This window comes from Candidatus Nanohalococcus occultus (assembly GCF_029207735.1).
GTDB lineage: Archaea > Nanohalarchaeota > Nanosalinia > Nanosalinales > Nanosalinaceae > Nanohalococcus > Nanohalococcus occultus.
Genome location: NZ_CP104395.1, coordinates 587,245 through 610,879, shown reverse-complemented (window position 1 = coordinate 610,879; position 23,635 = coordinate 587,245). Strand labels below are relative to the sequence as shown.

At 48.8% G+C, this 23,635-nt stretch carries 29 protein-coding genes; 19 read left to right on the top strand and 10 right to left on the bottom strand.

What is annotated here, in order from left to right; genetic code table 11:
* The first annotated feature begins 1 nt into the window (after position 1).
* The 3 genes from SVXnc_RS03455 (at position 2) to SVXnc_RS03445 (ending at position 1,673) form a co-directional block, all read left to right on the top strand.
* On the top strand, positions 2-736 hold the full coding sequence (locus tag SVXnc_RS03455) for a ZIP family metal transporter (RefSeq protein WP_347721536.1): 735 nt from the start codon (positions 2-4) through the stop codon (positions 734-736).
* Positions 737-773: 37 nt separating this feature from the next.
* Positions 774-1,331: a DNA-3-methyladenine glycosylase family protein gene (locus SVXnc_RS03450; protein WP_347721535.1), complete on the top strand. Its 558-nt coding sequence runs from the start codon at positions 774-776 to the stop codon at positions 1,329-1,331.
* A 132-nt stretch (positions 1,332-1,463) separates the two neighbouring features.
* Positions 1,464-1,673: a hypothetical protein gene (locus SVXnc_RS03445; protein ID WP_347721534.1), complete on the top strand. Its 210-nt coding sequence runs from the start codon at positions 1,464-1,466 to the stop codon at positions 1,671-1,673.
* A 23-nt stretch (positions 1,674-1,696) separates the two neighbouring features.
* On the opposite strand, the gene SVXnc_RS03440 is transcribed toward SVXnc_RS03445, so the two are convergent.
* Positions 1,697-2,215 (bottom strand): hypothetical protein, encoded by a 519-nt coding sequence (locus SVXnc_RS03440; protein ID WP_347721533.1) that lies wholly within the window; start codon positions 2,213-2,215, stop codon positions 1,697-1,699.
* Between the two features lie 82 nt (positions 2,216-2,297).
* Here SVXnc_RS03440 and SVXnc_RS03435 point away from each other — a divergent pair, with 82 nt between their 5' ends.
* The gene (locus SVXnc_RS03435) at positions 2,298-2,939 is read left to right on the top strand and encodes a DUF502 domain-containing protein (RefSeq protein WP_347721532.1); all 642 of its coding nucleotides are present in this window, start codon (positions 2,298-2,300) and stop codon (positions 2,937-2,939) included.
* Positions 2,940-2,944: 5 nt separating this feature from the next.
* The gene (locus SVXnc_RS03430; RefSeq protein WP_347721531.1) at positions 2,945-3,271 is read left to right on the top strand and encodes a rhodanese-like domain-containing protein; all 327 of its coding nucleotides are present in this window, start codon (positions 2,945-2,947) and stop codon (positions 3,269-3,271) included.
* Between the two features lie 3 nt (positions 3,272-3,274).
* On the opposite strand, the gene SVXnc_RS03425 is transcribed toward SVXnc_RS03430, so the two are convergent.
* Positions 3,275-4,390: a tRNA (guanine(10)-N(2))-dimethyltransferase gene (locus tag SVXnc_RS03425; RefSeq protein ID WP_347721530.1), complete on the bottom strand. Its 1,116-nt coding sequence runs from the start codon at positions 4,388-4,390 to the stop codon at positions 3,275-3,277.
* Positions 4,391-4,518: 128 nt separating this feature from the next.
* Between SVXnc_RS03425 and ahaH the strand changes: the two genes are divergently transcribed.
* The 11 genes from ahaH (at position 4,519) to SVXnc_RS03370 (ending at position 13,963) form a co-directional block, all read left to right on the top strand.
* Positions 4,519-4,836: an ATP synthase archaeal subunit H gene (gene ahaH, locus SVXnc_RS03420; protein ID WP_347721529.1), complete on the top strand. Its 318-nt coding sequence runs from the start codon at positions 4,519-4,521 to the stop codon at positions 4,834-4,836.
* Between the two features lie 10 nt (positions 4,837-4,846).
* Positions 4,847-6,658, top strand: coding sequence for a V-type ATP synthase subunit I (locus SVXnc_RS03415; protein ID WP_347721528.1), 1,812 nt, complete (start codon positions 4,847-4,849; stop codon positions 6,656-6,658).
* A 76-nt stretch (positions 6,659-6,734) separates the two neighbouring features.
* Positions 6,735-6,938, top strand: a complete 204-nt coding sequence (locus SVXnc_RS03410; protein WP_347722420.1) for a V-type ATP synthase subunit K — start codon at positions 6,735-6,737, stop codon at positions 6,936-6,938.
* A gap of 79 nt (positions 6,939-7,017) precedes the next feature.
* The gene (locus SVXnc_RS03405) at positions 7,018-7,557 is read left to right on the top strand and encodes a V-type ATP synthase subunit E (RefSeq protein WP_347721527.1); all 540 of its coding nucleotides are present in this window, start codon (positions 7,018-7,020) and stop codon (positions 7,555-7,557) included.
* Position 7,558: 1 nt separating this feature from the next.
* A complete protein-coding gene (locus tag SVXnc_RS03400) occupies positions 7,559-8,572 on the top strand; it encodes a V-type ATPase subunit (protein ID WP_347721526.1) in 1,014 nt (337 codons plus the stop codon).
* A 99-nt stretch (positions 8,573-8,671) separates the two neighbouring features.
* A complete protein-coding gene (locus tag SVXnc_RS03395) occupies positions 8,672-8,983 on the top strand; it encodes a V-type ATP synthase subunit F (RefSeq protein ID WP_347721525.1) in 312 nt (103 codons plus the stop codon).
* A 22-nt stretch (positions 8,984-9,005) separates the two neighbouring features.
* Positions 9,006-10,769 (top strand): V-type ATP synthase subunit A, encoded by a 1,764-nt coding sequence (locus SVXnc_RS03390; RefSeq protein WP_347721524.1) that lies wholly within the window; start codon positions 9,006-9,008, stop codon positions 10,767-10,769.
* A 39-nt stretch (positions 10,770-10,808) separates the two neighbouring features.
* Positions 10,809-12,188 (top strand): V-type ATP synthase subunit B, encoded by a 1,380-nt coding sequence (locus SVXnc_RS03385; protein ID WP_347721523.1) that lies wholly within the window; start codon positions 10,809-10,811, stop codon positions 12,186-12,188.
* 3 nt (positions 12,189-12,191) lie between these two features.
* Positions 12,192-12,458: a hypothetical protein gene (locus tag SVXnc_RS03380; RefSeq protein WP_347721522.1), complete on the top strand. Its 267-nt coding sequence runs from the start codon at positions 12,192-12,194 to the stop codon at positions 12,456-12,458.
* Positions 12,458-13,090, top strand: coding sequence for a V-type ATP synthase subunit D (locus tag SVXnc_RS03375; RefSeq protein ID WP_347721521.1), 633 nt, complete (start codon positions 12,458-12,460; stop codon positions 13,088-13,090). Before SVXnc_RS03380 ends, SVXnc_RS03375 begins: the two co-directional genes overlap by 1 nt.
* 126 nt (positions 13,091-13,216) lie before the next feature.
* Positions 13,217-13,963, top strand: a complete 747-nt coding sequence (locus SVXnc_RS03370; RefSeq protein WP_347721520.1) for a matrixin family metalloprotease — start codon at positions 13,217-13,219, stop codon at positions 13,961-13,963.
* 29 nt (positions 13,964-13,992) lie between these two features.
* Here SVXnc_RS03370 and SVXnc_RS03365 read toward each other — a convergent pair whose 3' ends face one another.
* Entirely contained in the window at positions 13,993-15,210 is a 1,218-nt protein-coding gene (locus tag SVXnc_RS03365; RefSeq protein ID WP_347721519.1) for a nucleotidyltransferase domain-containing protein, read from the bottom strand.
* A gap of 59 nt (positions 15,211-15,269) precedes the next feature.
* Between SVXnc_RS03365 and SVXnc_RS03360 the strand changes: the two genes are divergently transcribed.
* Positions 15,270-16,073, top strand: coding sequence for a hypothetical protein (locus tag SVXnc_RS03360; protein ID WP_347721518.1), 804 nt, complete (start codon positions 15,270-15,272; stop codon positions 16,071-16,073).
* Here the strand turns inward: SVXnc_RS03360 and SVXnc_RS03355 are convergent.
* Entirely contained in the window at positions 16,067-18,472 is a 2,406-nt protein-coding gene (locus tag SVXnc_RS03355) for a hypothetical protein (RefSeq protein WP_347721517.1), read from the bottom strand. The genes SVXnc_RS03360 and SVXnc_RS03355 overlap by 7 nt on opposite strands.
* Positions 18,473-18,515: 43 nt before the next feature.
* A complete protein-coding gene (locus tag SVXnc_RS03350) occupies positions 18,516-20,198 on the bottom strand; it encodes a helix-turn-helix domain-containing protein (RefSeq protein ID WP_347721516.1) in 1,683 nt (560 codons plus the stop codon).
* A gap of 82 nt (positions 20,199-20,280) precedes the next feature.
* Here SVXnc_RS03350 and SVXnc_RS03345 point away from each other — a divergent pair, with 82 nt between their 5' ends.
* Both SVXnc_RS03345 and SVXnc_RS03340 read left to right on the top strand, forming a co-directional pair.
* Positions 20,281-20,910, top strand: a complete 630-nt coding sequence (locus SVXnc_RS03345) for a hypothetical protein (protein ID WP_347721515.1) — start codon at positions 20,281-20,283, stop codon at positions 20,908-20,910.
* On the top strand, positions 20,907-21,068 hold the full coding sequence (locus tag SVXnc_RS03340; RefSeq protein WP_347721514.1) for a hypothetical protein: 162 nt from the start codon (positions 20,907-20,909) through the stop codon (positions 21,066-21,068). Before SVXnc_RS03345 ends, SVXnc_RS03340 begins: the two co-directional genes overlap by 4 nt.
* On the opposite strand, the gene SVXnc_RS03335 is transcribed toward SVXnc_RS03340, so the two are convergent.
* The 5 genes from SVXnc_RS03335 to dcd all read right to left on the bottom strand — a co-directional run bounded on the left by SVXnc_RS03335 (position 21,061) and on the right by dcd (position 23,602).
* Complete coding sequence (locus SVXnc_RS03335) at positions 21,061-21,369, bottom strand: hypothetical protein (RefSeq protein WP_347721513.1); 309 nt, start codon at positions 21,367-21,369, stop codon at positions 21,061-21,063. The two genes, SVXnc_RS03340 and SVXnc_RS03335, sit on opposite strands and share 8 nt — an antisense overlap.
* A 36-nt stretch (positions 21,370-21,405) precedes the next feature.
* Positions 21,406-21,870 carry a TIGR00288 family NYN domain-containing protein gene (locus SVXnc_RS03330; RefSeq protein ID WP_347721512.1) on the bottom strand — a complete coding sequence of 155 codons (465 nt, stop codon included), beginning with the start codon at positions 21,868-21,870 and terminating at the stop codon, positions 21,406-21,408.
* A gap of 90 nt (positions 21,871-21,960) precedes the next feature.
* Positions 21,961-22,704 (bottom strand): TatD family hydrolase, encoded by a 744-nt coding sequence (locus tag SVXnc_RS03325; RefSeq protein ID WP_347721511.1) that lies wholly within the window; start codon positions 22,702-22,704, stop codon positions 21,961-21,963.
* Positions 22,701-23,021, bottom strand: coding sequence for a hypothetical protein (locus SVXnc_RS03320; protein ID WP_347721510.1), 321 nt, complete (start codon positions 23,019-23,021; stop codon positions 22,701-22,703). The genes SVXnc_RS03325 and SVXnc_RS03320 overlap by 4 nt, the downstream gene beginning before the upstream one ends.
* The gene (gene dcd, locus SVXnc_RS03315) at positions 23,018-23,602 is read right to left on the bottom strand and encodes a dCTP deaminase (protein ID WP_347721509.1); all 585 of its coding nucleotides are present in this window, start codon (positions 23,600-23,602) and stop codon (positions 23,018-23,020) included. The genes SVXnc_RS03320 and dcd overlap by 4 nt, the downstream gene beginning before the upstream one ends.
* Between the last annotated feature and the right edge of the window lie 33 nt (positions 23,603-23,635).

Below are 23,635 nucleotides of genomic sequence, written 5' to 3'. Positions count from 1 at the left end.
CATGGTCCAGCAAACAATACTACTAAGTCTGATCGTTACCTCTCTTTTCTCCGCGCTCGGAGCCTCGTTCCTCTATACTTCAAAGGAAAACTTCGAGAAGATGATGCCTTACATGATCTCTCTTTCAGCCGGCTCGATCTTCGGCGGGGTCTTCATCCACCTGATTTTCAGGCTGTCAAATAAGTTTTCTTACGGCAGAATAACAGGTCTTTTGATCCTTGCCGGGATGGGAGGTTCCTTCGTACTTGAGAGACTGGTTCACTGGCACTGTCATCATGGAGAGTCTCACGAAGATGCTTTGCCGTATGTTCTTGCGGTCGGAGACTCATTCCACAACGTTTTAGACGGTGTTCTGATTGCAACCAGTTTTCTGGCATCTACGTCTGCGGGAATAGCGGCCACGGTAGCTATTATAGCTCACAAGGTCCCAAAGGAGCTTGGGGACTTCGGAGTCATGGTAAACGGCGGTTTCTCCCGTTTGAAGGCTCTAGGAGCGCAACTGGCAATAAGCATCTTCATGTTTGTCGGCGCCGGACTGGTCGTAGGCGTATCAAGTTTCTCCAGAGAGTCCGTTCCGCTGCTCTTGCCGCTGGTCGTAGGAAACTTCGTGTACATCGCCGGCAGCGATCTCTTACCGCAGTTCAAACACGATGAGGCCTGGATAGAACATCTGACGGTCTTCTCACTGGGCGTCTTGATAATGTATCTGATACCGTATCTTAAGGCCGCAGTGTAGGTCGGAAAAATAAGATTTCAGAACTATAACGTCTACTATGACCGACTGGATGGACTCTGAGATCAAAGAGCTTTACGAGGAACACGGCGAGAAAACGCTGGAAAAGAGTGAGTGTCCTTTCAAACGAATCCTGGTCTCGATCATCAACCAGCAGATCTCGACTGAGGCTGGAGCTGCTATACAGGAACGGTTTTTCGACCGTTTCGAGTTAACTCCGGAAAGCATTCTTGAAGCCGATGAAGATCGGATGAGCGATGTCGGCTTATCGAGCCAGAAGAGTGATTACATGAAGTCCGCAGCAGAGCATTTCATCGAGGACGATCTCACTGCCGAGAGATTCGGGGAAATGTCTGATGAGGAGGTTATCGAGGAGATGACGGAGATACGCGGTATCGGGGACTGGACGGCAAAGATGTTTCTGATGTTTGCTTTAGGCCGTGAAGATGTTTTTCCCGTCGAAGACCTTGGGATAAGAAGAGCTATGGCTGGAGTTTACGGCATCGAGTCCCGGAAAGAAATGAGGGAAAAAGCCGAGGAATGGAGACCGAAGAGATCTATTGCTTCGCTGTATCTTTGGGAATTTAGAAACGATTGAAATGTTTTAAGATCTTGAAATCCTGATCTAAGTGTTCTCAAAGGTTTCATTTGGATTTAGAACAATCTAGACAAACTAGTGGCGTTAAAGTTATTATATTAGCTGACTAAAGATTTTAGGAGGTGAACTGATTTGAACATTGCTAAGGCGTTAGGATCTCTTGCTGAGAACGTGATAGCCGGCTTCGTTATGCTGGTCTTCGCAATCCTGGCTTTCTTCGTGACGGTATTCGTAGTCAGCACAGGAGCAGGCCTAGCAGGATACACGCCGGACGGTAACTTCGTAGTCCTATCAGCGACTATACTAGTTGCCTCGACAATTCTAGCAGGATTGATGAAGTAATCGATCCTGCCCGCCTTTTTTCTTTAAAGCCAAGGAAGGTAAACGTACCTGAAAAACCCGGCCTCAGGTCTACTTTTACCTGTGAAAACAGGGTTCTCCGTACAGCTCAACGTTATCTCGGGAGCGGCCGAACTGTTCATCGAAAGATTTCCACTCGCAGCGTACTCGTTGCCTCTAACAATTCTTATGCCTGAACAGTTCAAACCGATCGAGCTGTTTGACTCGCTGGCGACAAGCGCATCCGTGTAGTTTCCACCGGCAAAACCTCTGATAGTGACGGTTTCGTTCTCATACTCCTCGAAATCTCCGTAGATAGAATCAATTGATGTCGTATTGTTTACATGCGGTACTTGAGCAAAGGCTGATTGGAACTGGTGTTGTCCGTAACTTCCTGCTCCGAAAGCCAGGGCGGCCAGAGCAAGCACGATCAGGACGCCGATCAGCATCTTGTCCATTAAACCTCCGATAACGCCTGCTATCCACTCAAGTACTCCGCCTACGAACTTCGCGATACCTTTCAACAGTGCTTTGAATATTCCCATATACTATACTTGTGCGGGGGAGGTACTTGATACTGTGGTTTCGACAAACAGGTATTTCAGGTGTCGACTCCAATAGCTTTCCGTGAGTCTCAAGGAGAAACTGAAAAACAACTTCATGGCCGGATTGGTGCTTCTGGCGCCTTTAGTCCTGACTGTCTTAGTTATCAACACTTTCCTCGGCTGGAGTTCCTTCCTCGTGAATCCTGTGCTTGATGTCACTGAACTAGGGAGTTACACTGATAACAATGTTTTTATCGCAAGACTGATCGTTATAGCAATTGGAACTATCTTCATTGCGTTAATCGGATCTGTCGCTCGCACTGACAACGGGAAACGGTTTCTTGGCGGATTCGGCCGCCTTGTAAACATTGTGCCGCTGTTCAGAACAATTTATTTCAGTATAAAGCATTTTGCGGACTCGGTTGTCGATAACGACTCGAAGTACAAGAAAGCAGTCTTAGTCGAGTACCCGGACAAGGATACCTACAGAATAGGATTTCTGACCGCATCAACTCCTGAAAGAATCTCGAAGGAGACCGGTGAGAGCCTGAAAAACATCTTCATGCCGAACAGCCCGAACCCGACCGGAGGAATGCTCGTAATGGTCCCGGAACGTAAAATCTATGATATAGATCTAACAATCAAGGAAGCGTTCAAAACAACCATGACAACCGGTATAAGCAAGGATGAGGCCGATGAGATAATGGAAAAACACATGGAGTGAGTCCAATGACTGATACCATAACAACCACGGAGCTTGAAAACAGGATAGAAGGAAAATGTGTTATAATCGATGTTTTAGCCAAAGATCACTTCCGAGAGGCACACTTGCCTGGAGCTATCAATATCCCCCTGGAAAAGATAGGAAAAACGGCTCTTGAAAGATTCGATAAAGATCAGGAGCTAGTGGTTTACTGTAAGGACAGAGAGTGTAGTGCTTCTCCTAAAGCAGCTGAAAAACTTGAAAAACTTGGTTTCAACCAGGTCAAAGACTATGAACCGGGTCTGGAAGGCTGGAAAAAAGCTGGCAACCAGGTTAGCTCCAGCGAACCATAGATTTCAGCCGGCTCTTTCCTTTCTTACCTCTGTTATCGCTTCCTTGATATCATCCAGCGGAGCATCGGTCCGGAAGCCTGTCGGTGAAAAATGCGTTCGGGAGATCGGATACCCTTTCTCGTGGATCTTCTCTATAACCGGATCTCTCTTCGGCGAGGAAACGCCCATGTTCGAACACAGCTCGTGTAAATCATAGAACGGGGTTATGATCTCTGCCTCCGAATCAACGCGTTCTACTATCTCCCGGCCGTCCTCCCATTCGGCGGGCATCTCTTCAAGCACTTTCTCGGTAAACCTTCGATCGGAGAACTTTCCGATCCACAGCGGTCCGGCATTTGCCACTCCATGCCCACATAGTTCGCATTCATCTCTTTTCTCCTTTTCAAGCACTCTCCACCGGCAGTCCGGGCAGAAAGATAGGAAACCTGTGTTTTCCAGCTGCTGGTTCGTCCGTTTCTTTGATTCGGTTACACGGCCGATCACACGGCAGTAATGTCGGTGCTGGAAGGCTAGCTTCGGCTCGAAACATTTATCGAACCGCGCGAAGTTCCGGAACGCCTCATGTATGTAGATACGCAAGGCGGTTTCATGCATGAAAGATTCTTTCAACGGAGTTGAGCCGTACCTCCGCATACAGGTCTTCTTGTAGCTGCCGGCTGGCACCGCATTATCTGTCGCGGTCAGTCCAACGAAGCTATCGTGGTTTGCTGCTCGGGCCGTCGAATCCAGGAACGTGGTGAAAGGTCCGAACGGATCGACGTCTATCAGGTGGAACCGGTTACGGTTTTCAGTTAGTATTATATTGGCGTCCTTGTTGGTGACCTCGGCTTCGATGCCGTTGGCCTCCAGGCCTTTTTCGATGCTTTCTACCGCGTTAGGATTCACATCGTTAAGCACCAGGTGATCGGAAAACTCGTTGAAACGGAAGCCACGGATTCCTGAGGCGGATAGAGCATCGCAGGTATGTATTTCATCGGACTGGATGATGTTTGAAGCTACCTTGAACGCTGCCTCTGATATGTCCCGGTTTTCAATCATATGGTCGTTGAAGAAAACGTCTGACTGTTTGTCCGGTTCGTCTTCTTCCGGAGCGAATACCTGGTAGCCTCTCTCTTCCATAATCTTTGAAAGGAAGTCAAGCTCTTATCAACCCGTCGATTACCACAATCCTTTTAAACGGGTCCGTGTCAGGCCGGCTGATAGCCTTTATAAGTTTCTGCGGTCGATGCTTCAAATGTTAACTAACCATGGCAAACGTTGTTGAACAAGTAAGGGATGCTGAAGAAGAAGCTGACTCCATCGTTGAAGACGCAGAGCAAAAAAGACAACAGACTCTAAAAGACGCTCGGAACGAAGCCGAGAAGAAAATAGAGGAAGCCAAGAGAAAAGCGGAAGAGAAAAAGAAAGAGAAGATCGACCGATTCCGCGAAAAGCTTGAATCCCAGAGAGAAGACATTCTCGAAGAAGCTGACAGAGACGCAGATGACATCTCCGAAAGCGCTTCTAACAACACGGATGAAGCCATCGACGTTCTAAGAAAACAGTTTGAGGAAAGGTTCCTTTAGAGGTAGAAAGATGAAACCTGCCAAGATGTGTAAAATCTCCATTACAGGTCACAAAGACCAGCTACAGAAAACTATCGACACGCTTTACAGGCTGAAGCTTTTCGACATACAGACCTACGATGGAGAGCTAGACACAGGAAATCCGTTTGACGAAGCAGAAGAGTTCTCACAGATGCTGGTCGATACCAGGTCGCTTCTATCCACGCTACCGGAAGCGGAGGGAACGGGATCTTTCCAGCTATCACAGCTAGCAAACGACATAGAAACTGTAAAGGAAAAAGTAGATGAGTTCGAAAGAAAACAGGCCGAGCTAGCGGATGAGAAAAGAGATGTTAAAACACAGCTAGACTTTCTAAAGAAGCTGAAAGGCGCCAAGATCTCGATCGAGGACCTAGAAGGCTCTGACACGCTCGAAACATTCGTAGGCAAGTTCGATAAAGAAGAGCTGGAAGAAGCCACGGACCATGATCTGTACGAAGTATTTGAAGGCAAAGACCTCAATCTTTTGGCTTACAGAAAGGACAGAGGTATGCAAGAAGTTCTCCGGGAGATCGGAGCAACTGAGACAAAGCCTCCGCAGATCGATTACACAGGAGACTTGGAAAAAGTATTAACAACCCTGAAGAACCGCAGGGACGGAATCAAATCCGACCTCGACAGTCTTCAGGAAGAGTACCGGGAGTACGCTCGAAAATGGAGGCCGAAGCTGGAAGATGCGGAAAGCTTTCTGACCGAACGCGTGGAAAAAGCCGAAGCACCTCTAAGCTTCGCTACCACGGATTCGACGTTTATCGCGGAAGGATGGATTCCGCATGATAAGTTCAACGAGCTAGGTGAAGAGCTTCACAGAGCAACAGGCGGAAAGATCCATATTCAGGAAGAGCAAACCGATGAGGAGCCGCCGACAAAACACGAGAACAATGTCGCGGTCAAACCGTTTGAATCGCTTACAGATCTGGTCTCGGTTCCGAGACACAATGAAATCGACCCATCTTTCCTGCTTATGCTTACATTTCCGTTAATGTTCGGATTCATGATCGGAGATGCCGGCTACGGACTTACAACCCTGGCTGTATTCTACGGCGGATACAGGCTGTTCCCGGCGGCATCCGAGATATTCAAGTCCCTGATGTATGCCTCGATCGCAACTGTGGCGTTCGGGCTGGCATTCGGTGATGCCTTCGGTTACGTCATATTCGGCCATCACAGCCAGTTAGCGTCCGCGACAGGAATCCACTTGTTCGAGCAGATCCCGATCCTGTTCCACCGAGCAGAGCATCTAGGCGATGTGTTCACGCTATCGGTAGTGATCGGACTAGCCCACGTCAACCTGGGATACCTCGTTGGATTCTACAACGAGTTCATGAAACACGGCCTCAAAGAAGCGTTCCTCGAGAAGATCTCATGGATCCTGCTTGAGATCGGCGCCTTCGCCTGGTACGTGTTCGGAGCGCAGGTAGGAGCGCCAGTACTGCTTATCTCGCTGGTGATGCTTTACGTCGGAGAAGGCGTAGAAGGCATGGTGGAGATCCCATCTCTGCTATCGAACATCCTATCGTACTTCCGAATATTCGGAGTATCGGTCGCAGCAGTATCACTCGCAGCGGTAGTGAATGCAATGGCCGATCCGCTGTTCGGAATGGGCAACGCAGTAGGGTTCGCACTAGGAACCGTTGTATTAGTAGTAGGTCACGTGTTCAACACGTTCGTGAAAATCATGGAAGGCTTCCTCCAAGGCATCCGACTACATTATGTCGAGATGTTCACGAAGTTCTACGAGGGAGGAGGCAGAAAATACGCTCCGTTCGGAGGAACGGAGTGATCCGATATTATTTTTGGTGAAAATCTTGAAAAACAAATCAACACACATGGGTGATCTCTGAGTGGCAGTAGAAGGAATGGCAGCAATCGGAGCGGCAGCAGCAGTAGGTATCACTGCAATCGCAACCGCTTACGCACAGGCCAAGATCGGAGCCGCAGGAATCGGAGCATTAGCCGAAGACGACAGTCTTTTCGGTTCAGTTCTAATCCTGACAGCTCTACCGGAAACAATTGTAATTTTCGGTCTGGTTGTAGCGCTAATCGCCACAGGATTCATCTAGAAAACCGGAAGGGGATTAGTTCCCTTCCAACCACCTGATTTTATTCAAAAAACACGTTCAACGCGAAGGAAACAGTATTATGGGACTAAAAGAAGTTAAAGACGACATCTTGCAGGAAGCACAGCAGCAAGCCGACAGTATAACCTCTGACGCACAGTCAAAAGCAGATGAGATAATCGAGGAAGCTGAAAACGAAGCAGACAGAATTCTTCAGGAAGCAGAAGAAGAGATCGAAGAGGAGAAAGAATCGCTTGAAAAACAGCAGCTGTCAAACGCACGGATGGAAGCAAAAAAGAAGAAGCTTGACGCAAAACAGAATGCTCTCGAACAAGTATTCGACCGGTTCCGTGACGAGCTAGAGGAGCTTTCCGGTGAGGAAAGACAGAAGTTCGTAGCAAACTGCTTGGAACGCGCCGAGTTCGAAGTAGGAACGGTCAAAGCATCCGAGGAGTTCAAGGACGTAGTTGAATCCGAAGGATTCGAACCCGAAGATTTCCACAAAACCGGTTTAGTGGTTGTATCGGAAGACGGCAACCGGAAACAGGAATACAGTCTTGACAGGATTGTACAGAGCCTGAAAGACGAACACCGTAAAGAAGTTTCAGAGGTGCTTTTCTAAGATGAACTTCTCCGGGCTGAAAAGAAAGATTCCGAAGGACTATCCTTACATGTACGCACGTATCAGTGCGAAGCGAGCAAAGCTCTTAGACGAGAGAGATTATGATGATCTCTTGAAGATGGAGCCGAACCAGATCGCGAAAAGACTTGAGGAAGGAGAGTACCGGAAGGAAATCGACCAGCTCGGAGCGCGTTATGACGGCGTACAGTTAGTTGAACTGGCTTTGAACAGAAATCTATCGAACACGATGCGGGAGCTATCGGAGATGGCTCCGGAACCGCTTTCCGGGATAATAGAAGTCTATCTCAGACGTTTCGATATACTGACACTGAAAAGACTGCTTAGATGGAAGAAAGGCAGCTCAAACCGGGATTCGAAGGACATGTTCATCCCGATCAGCAGATACAGCTTCGAGGAGCTATCCGAGTTAATGGAAAAGGACTACGAGCAGATCGTAGAGGACATCAGCTTCCCGGAATCCCGCGTAGACTACCAAGGCTTCATAGATTCTAAGGAGCTTTCAAAGGTTGAAAACAGCCTGGATAAGGCGTACTCGGCCGAACTCGATCAGCTTTGCCAGGAGGTTCCAAGCAAACGTTTCAGAAAGTTCATGGAACAGGAGCTTGAACACCAGAACCTGGTGACTGCTTTAAGGCTCAAAAAGTACGGTTACGAAGCTGAGGAAATCAGCAAGCATTTCGTCAACGGCCATCAGACCCGGCTTCTAACTGAGATAATGGAGGCTGAGAATCTGGAAGAGGCTATGGATCTGGTTGTAAAGTCCGGGCGGGCGAAGTCAACTGAGAGACTGGAAGAGCTTGAACACGAGCTTGAAGCGGATCGGCTTCAGAACGCTCTGACAATGGTTCACGCAGAGCCGCTAGGAGCGACTTCGATTATAGGTTACGTTGTCGCTAAACAGATCGAGATCAAGAACCTGCGGATGCTTATCAGAGCCAAGGAAACCGGGCTTCAGAACACGGAAACCATCAAGAAGAACCTGGTGATTGCCTGATGGAAATCACAGATTTCCCGATCGGCGAAAACCGGGTTTTCTCGGTAGAAGAAACTCAAGTAGTTTCGAGTAGCCGAAAACAGGAGGTTTTCAACTAAAATGACAGAAGAAAGCAAGATGAAGGATATCGCGGTAATTGGATCCGATGATTTCACTGTAGGCTTCGAGCTTGCGGGAGTCAGAGAGATCTACGACGATAAAAACTACAAACAGCAGATCCAGGAGCTGGTCGATCGGGATGATATCGGGATTGTTGTAACCGAACAGGACCTGCTTGAGCAGATGCCTGGCCGAATCCAGAACAGGGTTGAATCATCGGTAAGCCCTGTAGTGGTAGCATTATCTGAGGACGCAGAGGACTCGAATCTTCAGGAGCAAATCAGGAAGGTAATCGGAGCTGACATCTCGTAGAAACTGTCGACAAACTGATACTATGACACAACAAGAACAACTTCAGCAAGGACAAGCAGACGGACAAATCTTCAAGGTGACCGGACCGGTCGTTGTAGCGACCGAGATGAACCCTCAGATGTACGACGTTGTCTACGTAGGCGACGAAGGACTGATGGGAGAGGTCATCCAGATTGAAGGAGAGAAAACCTACATCCAGGTCTACGAGGACACGACAGGTGTCAAACCCGGCGAACCTGTACACAACACAGAGGAACCATTATCCGTGGATCTAGGGCCAGGACTACTTGGTTCGATCTACGACGGTCTTCAGAGACCGCTTCCAGCCCTACAGGAACTATCCGGTGACTTCATCGAGAGAGGAGAGGACGCACCTGGAATCGATGAACAACAGCACTATGACTTCCAGCCGGCCGTAGAAGAAGGCGATGAAGTCGGACCGGGAGACGTGCTTGGAACCGTAGAAGTAGATTACGGAGAACACAAAGTCTTGCTATCACCGGATTTCGAAGCCGGAGAGGTAGAATCGATCGAGGAAGGCGGACACACAGTAACAGAGACAGTGGCCGTAGTAGACGGACAGGAAGTCTCAATGAAACAAAAATGGCCTGTACGTAAGGCCAGAGACGTCCGGAAAGACCTCAAACCAGAGGTACCACTGATCACAGGACAGAGAGTGCTTGACGGACTCTTCCCAATCGCGAAGGGAGGAACCGCAGCAATCCCAGGTCCATTCGGATCAGGGAAAACAGTTACCCAGCAGTCACTCGCAAAGTTCTCCGATGCCGACATCATTGTCTACATTGGATGTGGAGAACGTGGAAACGAGATGACCGAGGTACTAGAAGAGTTCCCAGAGCTAGAGGACCCTCAGACAGGAGACAAGCTGATCAACCGTACTGTTCTGATCGCAAACACTTCGAACATGCCTGTAGCAGCCCGTGAAGCATCAATTTACACAGGAGTTACAATCGCAGAGTACTTCCGGGACATGGGACTGGACGTCGCACTGATGGCAGACTCAACGAGCCGTTGGGCGGAAGCAATGCGTGAGATTTCCGCAAGACTCGAAGAGATGCCTGGAGAGCGAGGTTATCCGGCGTATCTTTCCTCAAGACTCGCAGGTTTCTACGAGCGCGCAGGACGTGTCGAGCCTCTAGGAGTCGAGGATCCGGGATCTGTTTCGATCATCGGAGCGGTCAGTCCTCCTGGTGGAGACTTCTCGGAGCCGGTTACTCAGAACACTTTGCGTGTGGCAAAGAACTTCTGGGCGCTTGACTCGGATCTAGCTGAGAAACGGCACTTCCCGGCGATTAACTGGGATGATTCTTACTCAGGATACTTCAGCGATCTCCAGAACTTCTGGGAGGAAAACGGTGGAGACAACTGGGGAGAGTACGTACAGGAGATGAGAGATATTCTCAAGAAGGATGGAGATCTACAGGAAACAGTCCAGCTCGTCGGAAAGGACGCATTACAGGACGATGACCGGCTGACACTGGAGGTTGCTACAATGATCAAACAGCACTTCCTACAGCAAAACGGTTTCCACCCTGTCGATCAGTACTCAAGCCCTGAGAAAACTTACGGGCAGATGAGTCTTGTACTGGACTGGAAGCAACGCGCATTCCAGGCACTTGAAGACGGCGCAATGGTAGAAGACATCGTCGCACTCAAGTCCAGAAACAAGATTAGCGAAGTCAAGACAGCCGAACAGTGGGAGGATAAGATCAGTGAAATCGAAGAACTCATGGACGAAGAGTTCGAACAGGTGGTCGAGGAGTAAAACCCTCGGCCTGGAAGTTTTTCCAGGTGAAAACATACTATGCAACAAGAATACCAAACAATCAATCAGGTCAAAGGACCGCTCGTATTTGTCGAGAAAACCGAAGACATTGCGTACGGAGACATCGTAGAGATCGAAACTCCGGACGGAGAAATCAAGAAAGGAGAAGTCCTGGAAACATCCAAGGACGTCGTAGTAGTACAGGTCTACGAAGAGACCAGAGGGATCGGACGGGACGCATCAGTCCGTTTCATGGACGAAAACGTGAAAATGCCTCTGACAGAAGACCTTCTAGGCCGCGTGCTTGACGGAACCGGAGAGCCAATGGACGATGGACCGGAGATCATCCCGGAGAAGGAAGGAGACATCGTCGGAGAGGCAATCAACCCTTACTCCCGTGAGCTACCGGAGGACTTCATCCAGACAGGGGTTTCCACGATCGACGTCATGAACACGTTGGTTAGAGGTCAGAAGCTTCCGATCTTCTCAGGATCCGGACTACCTCACAACGATCTCGCAATGCAGATCGCACGACAGGCAGATGTTTCCGGAGAAGACGAAGAGTTCGCAGTAGTCTTCGCAGGAATGGGAATTACAGAAGAGGAAACCCAGCAGTTCATCCAGGAGTTCGAGGAAACCGGAGCGCTCGAAAGATCGGTAGTATTCCTGAACAAGGCAGATGATCCGGCACCGGAAAGAATCATTACGCCAAGAATGGCGCTGACAACAGCCGAATACCTCGCATACGAGAAAGGAATGGAGGTCCTCGTAGTCATGACTGACATGACAAACTACTGTAACGCACTGAGAGAGGTTTCAGCAGCAAGAGAGGAAGTTCCAGGACGAAGAGGATACCCGGGATACATGTATACCGACCTGGCGAACCTCTACGAAAGAGCCGGTATTATCGAAGGCCGTGAAGGATCGGTAACTCAGATCCCAATCCTTACGATGCCTAACGATGACATCACCCACCCGATCCCTGACCTTACAGGATACATTACAGAGGGACAGATCGTTGTCGACAGAGATCTCGACAACCAGGGAGCAGAGCCTCCGATCGATCCGCTTCCAAGTCTTTCCCGACTGATGGACAACGGTGTAGGAGAAGGATTCACCCGTGAAGACCACGGCGACGTATCCGACCAGCTCTATTCGCTTTATGCGGAAGGACAGGATCTCAGAGACTTAGTTGCGATTGTCGGAGAGGACGCACTCAGCGAGAAGGACGAGAAAGTCTTGAACTTCACGAAAAAGTTCGAAAAAGAGTTCATCGATCAGGGCTTTTTCACAAACCGGACAATCGAGGACTCGCTGGATAAGGCATGGGAGCTACTTGATATGCTGCCAAGCGATGAGCTAATCAGACTTGACAGCGAGATGAGAGAAAAGTACCTTCCAAGCAAACAGGAGAAATAGAAAATGAAACAGAGACTGGAAAAACCTGAGGCACGAGATCTCCTCGAAGAGATCGGCTGGACGTACCTGCTGCCGGAGAACGTCGAGCAGGTAGACGGTTCCCCAACCGATTACGACTTCGATGTCCGGGTTGAAAGAGCCGTAGGCGTCGGAAAAACCGATGTACAGCCTGCCTACAAGGTAAGTGCCTACTCGGGCCGGCACTCGGCTTTCAAGACATTTACAGCCGATACCGAGGTCGGAAGCTATCTACAGGAGGTATGTGGATAATGAGCAACGATGTGAAAAAGACACGCTCGGAAGAGCTTCGATTGAAAGAACGCATTGATCTAGCGGAAGGAGGTCACGACATACTAGAGAAAAAACGTGACGGACTGATCCACGAGTTCATGGAGATCGCAGGAGATGCCAAAGAGATCAACAAGGAGCTAGCTAATCTTTACGGGGAAGCAACGCTTAAGTTGAAGCTTGCTAAGGTCTACGATGGAGAGGATGCGATCAAGTCCTCAGCGCTGCCCATTGAGAACGCTCCGAAGGTCTCAAGCCGCACACAGAACATCATGGGCGTTAAGGTCCCGGAGATCAACGCTGAGACCGATGTAAGGAAAAACGTGCTTGAAAGAGAGTACGGAATAACCTCATCAACCTCCAGAATTGATTCAGTGGCGGATAAATACGAGGAGCTGCTGGAAAAGATTGTCGAGGCCGCAGAGACCCAGACACGGATCATCAAGCTTCTTGAAGAGATTAAGAAGACGAAGAGAAGGGTCAACGCACTGGAACACAAAGTCGTTCCTGAGCTAAAGGCCGATCTTGACACGGTGTCCCAAGCCTTGGAGGAATCCGAGAGGGAAGAGACCTTCCGTATGAAGAAGGTTAAGGACATGAACAGCGAGGAATAGTTCCCCCACGTCTTTTCCTTATATTATCTTCTTCAGTTTTCTGGTTCTTTTCCAAATGTATTTGCTTCTGTATATATGCCGGTAAATAGATATGGTATTTATCGCCTGTTTTTGTAACGGTTAACTATGTCCGAGGACGGCGAGGAAATCAGTTTAAACCGGAGAGAGTACCTTCTGGCTGCTGTTGGTGCGACAGGTTACTCCAGCACACTAGGATTTGCTCTGGAGTCCGAACTCGAACCCGAACTGGCTGTAGAGCCAGAAGAAATTGACCGACAGTTCGAAGAGTTTCTCTACAGTAACTATCCGGAGCCACAGGTCCAGAAAATAGATAAAAATCAGGAAAATCTTCTTTTTGACATTCACTACGTCGAAGGCGAAGAGATGCCAGAGGAGGACATAGAGATAATTGAAAGTCTGCTTGAAGATACTGGTCTGAACTCTGTCCTGTTGGAAAATGAGGAAAAACTAGATAGAACGGACTACCAACAGTACGGATCTGTAGCTCCTGAACTACTTGAAGATCGAGACAGCTTATGGAGCGAGCAGACAGACCCTATTATGAAAGGAAACGCAATTCAGTTGTTTTTCGTTCCTGGGAAACCGGAGATGCCGAACAAAGGCCAGTTAAAAACTTTTGTAGACGGACAAGAACTCTGGGTTGACGGTAAGACGATTCAAGGTTCCTCACCTAGGGCTGTGATGGCCTTCGATGAGCCTTACCGCGTTAAAGGCACAGTACACGAGATAGGTCACACCTTGGGACTGGAACATACGGAGCGGGAAGATGATATAATGAACTACGAGATTACGAGTGATACTTGTCTGGAGTTTTCCGATGAACAAGTAAGAACTATGAACTCAAATCTTTGAGATCAAATGTAGAAAGATTTTGAGAGGAGCTACTCCTCTCCCTTCTTCTCTCCATTCACGTCGGGCGTCATGCCTTCGGTGTCAGCGGCCTTCGCGATCTTTTCAGGATCCATCTTAGGACTCATCTTCTCAGCATCCTGTTTTGCCTTCTGGATGTCTCTTCCAACAGTTGAGACAAACTCTCTTGACTCGCTCTGTAGGTCGTATAGCTCCTTGTCGTTGACCTCGCTGAGGGATTTTTCCTTCACCTTGCTTATGAGTTCGTCCCATCTTTCGAACAGCTCGTTGTGTTCCTCTCCTAGATCCAGGTTAGAGGCTACTACCTCCGGTAAATCCTCACGATCTTCCGGTGGTTCGATGTCCTCTGCTCTAAGCGCGGCGACGTTTGCCTTAAGGAAGTTCTTGTAGTCATCGTAAAGCCCTCTGACCTTCTTCTGGGCGCCTATCTGGGAGACGAGCTGGTGCATTCTACGCACGAAGTCATCTGTCATCTGGAGGTGTTCTTCAACCATCTCTCCGGTGACTTTATCGCTTTCCTTCTCGCCTACATCTGCGAAGTCATAGATTGCCTGTGCTTTCTCGATGAACTCCTCTTCCAGCATGTCGTTTTCGACAAACATCTCTTCTAGTACTTCAGGGACCTTTTCCTTGGCCGGTGGCTGTTTTCCGGCGAGCATGATCGGTGCCTGACCTGCGTTAGCCATTGCCTGCTCTAACTTGTGCGGAATCGAGCTTCTCAAAGTATTTTCAGCTTTCTTGTATCCGCTTGCCGCAAGATTCAACCGTTTTTTAACCGATTCCTGGGTTCCCGAAATCTTTCCTCTCTGTAAAAGTCTCTTCGCAGGCATGAAGATTCCAACGTCATAAACTGCTTCTCCGTTACGCACTGCTTCGATTGCGATCGGCTCTCCGCTTCTCAGTGAGTCCCAGAACTCTGTCAGGAACGGGAAGTACTGGATAGTGATTCTTTCATCGGTTTCCTTGGCTAGATCGGTTACTTTCCGTTTGATCTTGTCCCGTGCGTCCTGTGGGACGTCGTTCTGTAGTTTTGTATCGTCTAGAATCACAAGGGTATCGATATCGCTGTCGTATCCGTGTTCGCCTTTAGGAACAGATCCCCAGACGGCCACACATTTGACTTTATCGCCTAGTTTATCGACCAGCTTGTCCGCGAACTCCTCGGCGCTTTTCATCCGGCTTTCCTTAGACTTCTCACGCATCTCCTTGATGTTGTCCTTGTGACTCATGGTATTATATTAAGACGTTGATGGGCTATCCTTAAAAATCTTGCTATGATTTGTGACTTATGAGTAATCAAGAGTCGGGTGTGATTGAAGGTCTCGTACCCGATAATGTTCGGACTCACTCTGGGTACGAAGACTCTATCCAGCTTCGGGAGGTAGAAGAGTTAATGGAGGAATCCGGTTTCCCACAGGATTACACTGCCGTAATGCTTGGAAACCCTGATATCGAAGCTTATACGGACGCACTGGGAAGCTTTGACTGCGAATTCGGCAGAGTGCTTGTAAATGATAGAGATCCTGAGCTGTATGAAAGAGACGATCTTTTCGATAACATTGAGGCCTTCAGCTACGAAGGCGAGTCCAGCAGAGCCGCAGAACTCGCAGGGCTAAAGGAAGCTGTCTCCGAAGACGAACCGCTTGTATTACTTCCTCCAAGCTATAACGTCCAGAGAACAAGTATCGAGGCAGGAAAACAGCTTGAACACTCCGGTGTCTCCGACGGCTACTTACTTGAGTTCCCGGATTTCCCTTCAATGAGTGTCAGCGGTTTCTCTTCCCGCAGAGAGTTTGTACGCGGCGGTATGATGTCCGTGCCAGGAGGTCTGCCGTTCTCCGAGCGAATTAATCGGGCTGGAAGCGGCTTGCCGCCCGGAGATGTATTCGTTCAAGACGAGCAATCCTTTGAATACGAATTTAACTCTCCGGAAAACGAGTACATCGTAGCCGGAGTGCCTGTCACAGATGACAGACAGCAGTTACGGGACTTACTAGCCGCCGAACGTTTCAAAAACTGGGCAGGACAGTCAGCAAAGGATAAGGCAAAGAAGATCGCAAAACCGCTCTCAGAGAACGGTCTGGACTACTGATTTTCCTCACTCATCCATTCGCCTGGACGTCCACCGCCCTGTATGTACCCGCTGCCAGAGTAAGTGTGATCGAAGGATTCAGCTTCCAGTAAGTTATCGAGCGGGTCGAATGCGTGATCCTCTATCTTAGTCATCTCCGAGTTAAACTGTGGTTTGTCAAGTCCGAAGAAACGAGCCATCAAGGCCTGATCGGTGCTTTCATACTCGCCTTCCAGTGGAATGTCCTCAGGGTTGAGGTCCTTTGGTTTAATTCCTCTCTGAATCATATCTAGGGCGACACGGGTTACAAACATCTCCTCGCGGTACTCTCCTCCAACCTCGAACATCACAATTGCTTTATCGTCCGGGTTACGGGCGAATCCTGCCTCAACCATTCGGTAAAGCCACTGGTAGAGGGTTTCATCTCCCCGGGAGAAAGGTCCGTGTCTGTGACCGCTTTGTTGCTCCCAGCCTGGCTTTGTGAGGTGGTAGGTCTTTACGACCTTGGCCAATGGTTTATCTTCGTCTATGTCTAGGCTAACCTTGTTTTTGGCCGCCGCCTTCGCAATCTTTTTCTCGTTGTCCCTCAACTTCTCCATCTCTGCCCATGGATCGACACCGAATGATGCGGTGTGTTCCATATCGATCGTGAACTTGACTAGGTGATCAGTCTCGCCGTTGTAGTCTTCGATCTGTTTTTGAGCGGTAATGTCTATGGAATGACACAGTACGGCGATGTCTTTCGGCCGCCAAACCCTTAACAGTCCTCCCGGGCTTCCATACATTGCCTCGATGTTGACCTTTAGATCGAACTTTCCAAGCCACTGTATCCAGGTGTAGTAATCTTTTTCCAGCTCAGGTAGCTTGAATCCTTCCGCGGTCTTCTCTCTGGTTGGTTTGAAGGTTTTTTGGTCGAACTTGTTTTTCCGTTGAGTGAAATGCCCCCAGATGTAACAACAGCCTACGGCTGCGATAACGTCCAGTTCATTCTGTCTTTCGTCGTCAATGAACTGGGTGTAGTCTTCAAAATCCGTCAGATCTATATCATCAGTTTTGTTCTCGTTCGTTCCCACGATGTAGTCCCAGATGAAACGCGGTGCCGATCCCTTTGGCTGTGCCTGCATCCAAGCCGGCATCATATGGAAAAACACTTTAGATTCTTTATCGACTTCGCGGTTAAGCGCTCTACTGTCGAAAAGATCTTGTATAAGATCGAGTTGGGGGTTTCCATCTGCTTGTTCGTATTCGTCTTCTTGGTACATCTCCTCCCGTCCGGCGAAAGTTTTCCGGGCCTTTTCCTCGATTTTCTCGGCGGCGGGCTGGGTAATGTCCAGTTCATTAATGTGGTTAGGTACGTTGACCAGAGCAGACTGTTTTTGCTCGTACTTGTCTGAGGATCTCCATAGATCTGTTATTGTGGCACGTAGCTCTTCTTTAAGTTCTTCCGAGTCGACACCGTTCGTGTTCTCGGCCTCCCTGACTATACCTGCGACCCCGGTCTGTATGCCGTTCCTTCTGTTGAAAAGCCCTCTTATCTCATCCGGTCCTGCTATGTTCTGAGGCACTATGTCTTCTTCAATTATTTTTTCTATGATGTCGCTCTGTAAGTTACCTGTGTTGGCAACTACCTTCCACTGGTCGTCACTTACTTCCTCTCCATCTTCGTCTAACTCTTCGAACTTATCGTTCACTTCCTCTAATCGTACCTGGCGCCAGTCGTCCTCGAATTTCCCTGAATGGTTTACAAAGAAGCCGCTGTAAAGCTGAGGTATAGCGGACTCATTGACGTCTCCTAGTATAAGGAACTCGAAGAGTAGCTCGAGGTAGTCTTTGTCTTCGTAGATGTTTTCCACGTTCTTTACGTCATCTATCTCATCGTTTTTCACATCGCTTATCCGGACTCCGAGCGGATCAAGTGATTTGTCGGTTGCCTGGATCTCGTCTCGGGAGGGAATTGAATCGGTCGATGCGTGCATGTTCACATAGTCTACATCAAACCGGTCCTGTTGACGTGCCTGCCAGGCGAAAGAGGCCATGTGTTCAAGGTAGCTGTTGAAATAACGGTGTACGATGTTGAAACCTGCTCCGCCGCGTGTCCGGGTCGCGTACGCGCTGGTGAATCCAAGGTTGGGATCTCCGTGTAGCGTGATTTTCTCGAAGTCCAGGCGGTCTATAACGTTCATCATCTCCGGTCTGTCCAGTTGGAAAGTTGCCGGGTTCGAAAGTGTGATCTCGAGGGTTTCTCCTCCGATCTGTGCCATCCGGCCGATACGTTGATCGATAGGTCCGGGAATCTGTCCGATGTTCAAACCAGTCGTGTTACCGACCATGTAGTGCATGTCATCGAATGTGTCTGGCTCCTCGTCTCCTTCTTCTATACCGAGTCTTTTCCTGATTGAATCTAAGAGGTGTGATGCCACGTCTATACCAGCTCCGTTTCTTTCACAGTTGTCTCAATCATTTTTACTTCATTGTATTCAGTCCTAGGCCGATTTTGTAGCCGTAGTAGTAACTGAACTGTATCTCGCTTTCCAGGTCTTTCATGGGGTTTACATCCGGTGGTGCGACGTAAGGGTTCTCCCAGTACTTGCCGGTAAGTTTATCGAAGTATTCATCAAGTGCGCTGGCGCTGGGGCCTTTTTCGTCTTCTTCATCGACCTCTATATCCAGTAGGTCTGTCCATGCCTCGTAGTACTCTTTCCCTTTCTCGAATTCGTCTCCTTTCGTTAAAATCTCTGGTTCGTCCATTCCGTCTTCTATCCGTCTGATGTACGATGAGAACTCGAGCGGTATCTGTTTTTCCTCGCCGTGTACTTCCTTCCCTATCTCCCGTCTCAGCTTCCGCACGCTCCAGTTTTTGTTCTCTCTGGCCTGCCGGAACCTGAGACCGTCTCCGGGATCGAAGTCTCCGACGTAATCATCCATCATATGCTGGAACCGGTTTTTCTCCTTTTCGATCCGTGGCTCGATAATGTTTTTGAAAACGTGTTTACAGACAACGGCAGGATAGTACATCACTGTAGCAGAGGAAGGTCCGCCGGCCGGAGAGTTAGGCTGCTCACCGGAAGCAAGGTTTACGTGTACCGAATGGATCACGACAACACGGAAATGCGTTGCCTCATCTTCGTCTTCGATTACCTCTATGTCGTACTCGGATTTTTTCAGCGGCTTGTAGCAGATGAACTCAATATCTCTACGCATCGAAGCCGTTCCCTGGATCGCCGGGTAAAAATCCATCCCGCCTTTAAGCAAATGGCTTGCGTTAGGGTTAATCATAGCTAAATCCCGGACGTAAGGCTCAAGATTGTTTTTAGTCTCATCTATCGATCTCTCGATGTTTTTCAGCTGAGCTTTCAGATCCTTCAGCTTTCTCTGGATCTCACTGCCGTAAAGATCCTTCCACTTTTCATACATCACAAACTTTTTCTTCAGGATCGCTTTCTCGTTGGCCGGAAGCTTTGCGAGCTTCCCGTCTTTCTCCGCATCCTCCAGATTTTCCTTCTTCCGTAGATCGTCCAGACCGTCCATCTCGTAGAAATCCGCTACAATTGATGGGTAAAGGTTCTGATCTCTCAAAGTTTTCAAAGGTGCTTCATCACTTCCCTGCTGGGCGCCTCCGCCGGCACCATCAACCAGTTCGACGAAATCAGCTTTCAACTGGATATCATCATGAGTGTTTAACGCCTCGACCCTTGAACGTAGCTTCCGGATATCATGTTCAAGCAAGTGTTTTTGCTGTTTAAGATCGGAGAAACCGGAAAGTGTCTGGTTGACGCGTTGTTCGGCCTGCTGTTTTCTCTGTGCGAACTCCTGGTGAAGGTTCGACTGCGGAGCCACGAAAATATCTTCATTCGTCTTGTGGACGCTGTAGTTTAAGTCTTCATCGAAGCTGTCCGCACACGTCCATGAAACCATGTAAGGAGTTCCCTGGCCGCCGGCCGATACCTTCAGCTTCTTGAAATGTTCTCCCATTATCTGGTTGAAAAGCGGCCCCATGCCTTCTTCGTTTTCAAGCTCTTCGAGGCTTGAAATCTCTCCTTTCTGTATTTTTTCCTGGACTTCTTGTTGGAACTCGCCTCCTTGCTCGTGTACCTCGAACATGTGGCCGTATTTACAGCCTGCCGAATCGTCGTGTCCGTGACTCACATTATATTAGAGGGAACTTGTTGTACTTAAAATCAGCTGAGAGGGCAAAGTTTAATCAACAGACTAGGCTAACTTTGGGTTTATGGGACTTTTTGATGATGTGAAAGACTCTATTCCAGGCAGACACAAGGACTCAGAATCGGATTCAGGATCCAACGGCTTCGAGGACTCGAAGTTCGACTCATCCTTTGAATCCGACGGTGACTTCGGTGACAACGATTTCGGCGGCAGTGACGGTATGGGTTCGGATGGGCTTGGACAGAACTCTCAGTCTCCCGGAAGACAGAATCAGGGGCAGGGACGTTCTCAGAGTCCTGCTGGGCGCTCTCAGCCGGGACGCCAACAGAACCAGAGAAGCCGGCAGAATACTGGTCGGAACTCCCGGGGGCAGCGAAATGATACTCCGAACGCTCAGGCAGGTCGCCCGGAGCCAGGAAGCTCGGAGCCTCAGCTAAGCTCGAATACTCAAAGAAAAATGGAGAACGCAGGTTTCGAGATGAACGATAGAGGAAGCCAGCCTAATCAAAGAAATCGAGGTTCCCGAGGTAACTCAACGGACTCGATCGCAGATCAGAGAGATGAAATCGAGGAGCTAAAATCCCAGAACGAACAGATAATCGAACTTCTGAAACGTATCAGTAACAGCTTGGCTGACGGCCAGAATGGCTCTGGAGGCCGTAATCGCGGCGGGAGACGGAGCGGTCGCAGATGAATATTGAAGCAGAGCTACCGGAAGACTTCGATGAACTATCCGATGAGAAAAAGGTCGAAGAGCTGGAAGAACTTGAGAAAAAGATAGATGATACTGATGACGCTGGAATGGTGAAAAAACGGATGATCCAGGAGCTAAAACGCAAATACTCTAGCTAAGTATCCAAGTAAACATTAATCCGCCTTTGGCAAACAGTATTAACGCAATTATCTCCTTAAAACCTCCCAGCAATGGGGGTTGACCTACGAAAAGAATTCCTGCGCTCATAACGTCGGCGAAGCCGAATACTATCCCGGAGCCGGGCGGGAAAACTCTGAACTTCAACATTGTACCAACTCCCTTGAATATTAACACAGAGGCGTGGGCTGTGGCAAATACTTCTGGCAGCGGCGATACTGTGAACCACATCAATACTCCTATCGCGAGATCGAAGGCTCCGATAGGATCCGGTCTAAGCATTGAGTTCTGAAAGAACTCTCACTGTTTTAAACAGTTCTATTCAAGCTCGATTACTTTATCAGCAGCGTTCTTCAGCGCTGTAGAGAATCCTGGCTCCATTCCTACGACCACGGTCTTTTTCCCATGCTCCTTTGCCTTTTGGATAACAGGTAGGAAGTCCGTATCTCTTGTAACGATTACAACGGTGTCGATGCTGTCGTTGAAGACTGCTTCCATTGCGTTGACTGCCATGTAGACATCGACATCGCTTTCCTTGTCTTTCTCTCCGCCTAGTCCGAGTGCTGCTTCGAATCCCTGTGATACGATCGCCTCGATAAGTTTCTCGGAGGCATACTGGTTCAAGAATACTTTGCCGATTTTTAGATGTCCGAGTTCTTCTACCTCTTCTCTTAGTCTGTCAAGATCCAGGTCGAACTCTTTGCGGATTACGTTCGGTCCGTCGACGTAGACTGCTACGTTCGGTTTGTTATCGACCCTGGATTTTACTCTTTCGAATACCATAATTAAACGATTGAATCGAGGAGTTAAAAACCGGTCGCCTGCCGAGTAGCCCTGCCTCCGGTCACTCCGGATCGAACCCTCTCGGAGAGTTCAATGCTCTGGTTTAAACAGTTTTTTGGCGTTCTCCGTTGTCTGGCCCATAACTTGCTGCGGCGACATGTCTTTGATATTACCTATCTTTTCTGCGCTCTCAAGTACGTGTACCGGCTCATTCCGTCCGTCTGGATAAAGGAACGGCGAATCGGTCTCCAAAAGCATAGAATCCAGTGGAATATTTTCAGCTATTTTTTGGACGCGTGAAGAGTAAAGCACTTGGGTTGTAACCCCGATGTAGTCGCCGTTTTCAACTATGCGTTCAGCTAACTCGATTGAACCATTGAAACAGTGAAACATTGCGGTGACATCATACTCTTCTAGAACCTCGATTGCCTGTTTTTCCGCCGATCGGGAATGTATGACAACCGGTTTATCCAGTTCCTCAGCTAGTTCCAACATCTCACGGAAGACTTCCTCTTGATGCTCTTGGAGATCTTCATCGGTTACGTGATGGTGATCGAGACCGATCTCTCCGATCGCCACAGGACGCCAGTCTCTTACCTGATCCTTGACCTCATCTAGTTCATCGAAACTGTCTGTAAAGGTAGGGTGAAGACCATAGTTAGGCACGAGAAGTTCTTCGGACTCACATAGCTCTTTTACCGCCTGGTTGCGCTCCGGGTCACACCCGGCGACGACAACGAACTCAAGTTCGTCTTCACAGCGTTCTATAACTTCGTCTCGATCCTCATCGAACCTATCAAAGTCGAGATGGCAGTGACTGTCAACAGGTCTCATCCAAGTAACTCGTCAATATTCTCGTCAGAAGTAATTTTCAGCTTCCATTTGCCCTGAGTTGCTTCATGGGATTCGATCTGTACTTTGTACGAGGTTTCCGTTCGCTGGTTGACGATCTCTGCGTCCACAGAGCTGTTCTGTGCTGGAAGCTCGATACCTCGCTGCGCATAATCTTCTCTTATATCCTGGTAGGTTCCCGATACAACTCCTTCGTATACCGTCGGTGCCGAAGCACAGCTGTTACGTCCGCCTTCCACTTTATTCCAGCCTTCCGGAAGGTTCCGTACGTCTATCTTCTGTGTATCGTCGGATCTCATTTTCTACTCTCCTTTTCGAGTCTGGAGCCTGTTGCTCCTTTCTGACCCATGTATTTTGAATCTGATTTCTCTCCGTAAGGATTTTCAGCCTCCGAAGTCATTTTCTCGAAAGCTACCTGACAGATCCTCTCTTCCGGATAGATTGTGATCGGTACGTTACCGAGGTTCTGGATCTCCAGGGTGATCTGGCCGTCGAAACCGGCATCGACGAAACCTGCGGCCGTATGCGGAATCAAACCGAGTCTGGCGTAACTTGACCGGCCTTCGATCCGTGCGACCATGTTGTTTGGTACTTTCAGGCTTTCAAGCGTGGAGCCTAGTACGAACTCTCCGGGATGGATGACCATTCCTTCTTCTGCTGTAACCTTCTTCGATTTTTTCAGTTCGCTGTAATCGTCCATCTCCTTGGTATCGATTGCCTTGATCTTCCGGGTCTCAAGTATTCCGAACTCGTATCCCAGCCGGAGATCGAAAGACGACGGTCCGAGCTGTAGGTCTTCATCTATTTCCGGTCCTTCATCTACGTATACTGCGTTTTCTTCAATTATTTCTTTGAGATGTTTATCGGAGAGTATAGCCATACTTGTCATATCCCGTACCAGTTATTTTATTCG